Raw genomic sequence first — 2,856 nt, 5'->3', positions numbered from 1 at the left:
ACTCAAATACAATGAGACATTTCTTGTTTCCCAACTAAATGGTTTTTTGTTTTATACAGAATTAAAGAATTCAGAACTTAATTAATTTAATTCGGCATTGACTCAGGAGATTATTCTATCGGGAGGGTAATTGTTCTCATTTCTTTTTTGCCATTTTATTTTAGAAAGTAATTAGATCCTCCATCGAGAAAACTTGAAGGTTATTATCTAATATGAGAAAAAATCAAATTAAAAATAGAAAGAGAATAAAAATTAATTTACCCCCTTTCTATTTATTAAACTTTATCAAAAAATTTAAAACCTTAATCCTGCAGTCCAGAAAATGCCGTGGGCTTTCCCTAAATCAATCTGATCTATGTCCGTTTGAAGATTAGATACTGACCACTGATAGGTCCAATCAAGGTAAAATAAAGCGATGTCAAGACCTATACCAGCAAAAACCCCCCATTGTGGTGATTCCACCATATCCTTATCTAAAAAGTCGCTATTAGTCCCAGTTACTAAAAAAGTGGATCCTCCGCCAAAAACCCTCAAACCTGCAAAAGAGTCTGCATTTCCTAAAACTTCCAAACCCACAGCTACAGGAATTCGAAATCCACTGTAGTTAGCATCTGTTACCGGAAGATTTCCTACACTTTGCACCTCAAAAGAATTGGTTTGATAAAAGACTCCTGGCTCAAAATAAAATTTTTCGCCAAAGGCAACACTAGCACCGATTTGCCACCCAATTTGTCCAGATGCATCAAGTCCATCTCCCGTAATATTAGTAGTATTTACACCCACACCAGGTTTCACTTGAGTTTGAGCCATAGAAAATGAAATGCTCAAAACAAAAACAGAGAATACTAACAGAATTTTTTTCATTTTTTAAAGAAGGTTTAGTGAAGTCCTAATTTGAGCAACCTTAAGGAATCACAAAATTTTGTTACAGCGTCATTTATTACAGAAGGTGTTTATTTTATAAATCCTGTTATTTTTAAGTGTAATTTTTAAACATGAAGCGAGTTATTCTAATCCTAATCGGATTTTTTATTCAATATTTTGCATTAAAAGCGCAAGACACTGTTTTTGTAACCAAACATTTCTTTGCCTCTCCAGTGAGGAATGTGTTCAATGTAGGGGAAGAGGTCTATACCAAGACTGGTGAGAATCTTTACTTACTTGAAAATAATGAATGGAATCCTCAAAAAATACAGTTCAAAAAAGCCTATGTTTTTTATAAAGATGGTTTTTATGAATCTGATTTCATTCCAAATACTGAGCTTTTTAATGCCAGTGGAATGAAGGACCTAATCCCTCAGCGGGGATTATTCATCACTACAGCAGCACTTAAAGGTTCTCGCTTGTTTGTAGCTAGTGGTAGTGAATTATTTGAATATCAAATTTATGATCATTATTCTAAAAGTTATTATAATAAATCGATCAGAAACATTTTTATCAATGATAGCCTAAAAGTTATTTCTACCTACTCTGGGATTTTTGTGAATGATTCTATTCTGCTGGAAAAACCTGGATACTCAAACGGCCCCTTAACTGTCATAAATGATCACTTTTACCTCAATAGTGATGAACTATTCCAATTTATCCCCCCAGATTCAGCGGTATTATTAGAAAATGCAACCAATGTTTTTGCAGGAAATATTCGTAAAACTGTCCAATGGAACAACCTAATTTATTCCCAAAACACTCAATCTATTAATTTATTGGGGGAGAATTTTGATTTAATACCTATCCATAAAGATTACGAATACCTAGATTTAGAAGCGATCCCAAAGGGATTACTTTTTGCAACTTCTGAGGGCAAATTTCTTTTTTATGATGGAGATCAAGTATCTGAAATAATTGACTTAGGCATTAGAATTCGGGATATATACCCTACAGAAAATCTAATTTACCTAGCATCCGATGATGGAGTTTTTTCCTTAGAAATGGAGGATCCAAACTCTTTAAAAAAGATTACAAATACAAGGCTAAACGTCCATATCGAAAAAGATAACCTGGGGAACATCTGGATATCCACAGAAAATGGCTTATATGTAATAAGTAAAGACTACCCTGATGTTTTACCTGTAATAACTGGAGTAGAATTTAATCGGGATGCATTCTTTTATTTCCACGATTCAATTTATGTGGGAGCTGTGGATGGGCTTTATACTTTAAATTCTGTAGAAGTAACAAAAAGCTTCATCCCTGCCGCAATCAATAAATTGGAACCGACTGCACCTATTAGTTTAAAAATTATTATAATCATTTCCGCTTGTGTTATCCTATTGGGATATTTGATTTATTCTTACCTAAAAAAGAAAAATTCAGAGGAGTTAAATTCAGAGGAGTTAAAAGGAAATCAATTAAGTCTCCAGGTACTGGAAGAAACAATCATTTCTAACAAGATAAATTCAGTAGAAGGACTCGCTAATTTTTTGGAGACAAACACAGTTCAACTCAATAGAAATTTCAGAGAGTTTAATATTACTCCAGGCAAATTCTTAAAAAAGGTAAAGTTAGATTATGCTAAAAGTCTATTAAATGAGGGTTACCCAATCGAAGAAGTTGCAAGTATTGTAGGTTATTCCAGCAGATTTTTAAGGAAAGAATTAGAAAACTAACTATAGTATCCATTAAATCTAGTCTCCAACCTAGTTAACATATACCATTAAATCCTATCATTAATTGATTGCATTTAATTTTCATAAAGAGACAAACAAAAAGCCGAACCTAAAAAATATTAGGTTCGGCTTTTTGACTCTCTTTAAATTATATTTTACAGCACATCCACTTTTTTCTGTCTACCTGAGTAGGTGAACTGGGACTTTCCGATCCTCAGCTCTGTCCTTCTGTTCAGCTGGTGCATCGCAG

At 33.4% G+C, this 2,856-nt stretch carries 2 protein-coding genes; one reads left to right on the top strand and one right to left on the bottom strand.

The window, feature by feature from the left end:
* Positions 1-294 precede the first annotated feature (294 nt).
* Positions 295-864: a porin family protein gene (locus tag BUR11_RS20835; RefSeq protein ID WP_074226979.1), complete on the bottom strand. Its 570-nt coding sequence runs from the start codon at positions 862-864 to the stop codon at positions 295-297.
* A gap of 131 nt (positions 865-995) precedes the next feature.
* On the opposite strand from BUR11_RS20835, the gene BUR11_RS20830 reads away from it, so the two are divergent.
* Positions 996-2,606, top strand: a complete 1,611-nt coding sequence (locus tag BUR11_RS20830; protein WP_074226978.1) for a helix-turn-helix domain-containing protein — start codon at positions 996-998, stop codon at positions 2,604-2,606.
* Positions 2,607-2,856: the final 250 nt, after the last annotated feature.

Origin of the sequence: Algoriphagus halophilus, from assembly GCF_900129785.1 — a bacterium.
In the GTDB taxonomy this organism is placed as follows: domain Bacteria; phylum Bacteroidota; class Bacteroidia; order Cytophagales; family Cyclobacteriaceae; genus Algoriphagus; species Algoriphagus halophilus.
Note: the sequence above shows the minus strand (reverse complement) of the source record. Positions and strands in the feature narration are given on the sequence as shown.

Coding starts and splice junctions, on each gene's coding strand:
- BUR11_RS20835 (WP_074226979.1), bottom strand. CDS start 864: ATGAAAAAAATTCTGTTAGTATTCTCTGTTTTTGTTTTGAGCATTTCA.
- BUR11_RS20830 (WP_074226978.1), top strand. CDS start 996: ATGAAGCGAGTTATTCTAATCCTAATCGGATTTTTTATTCAATATTTT.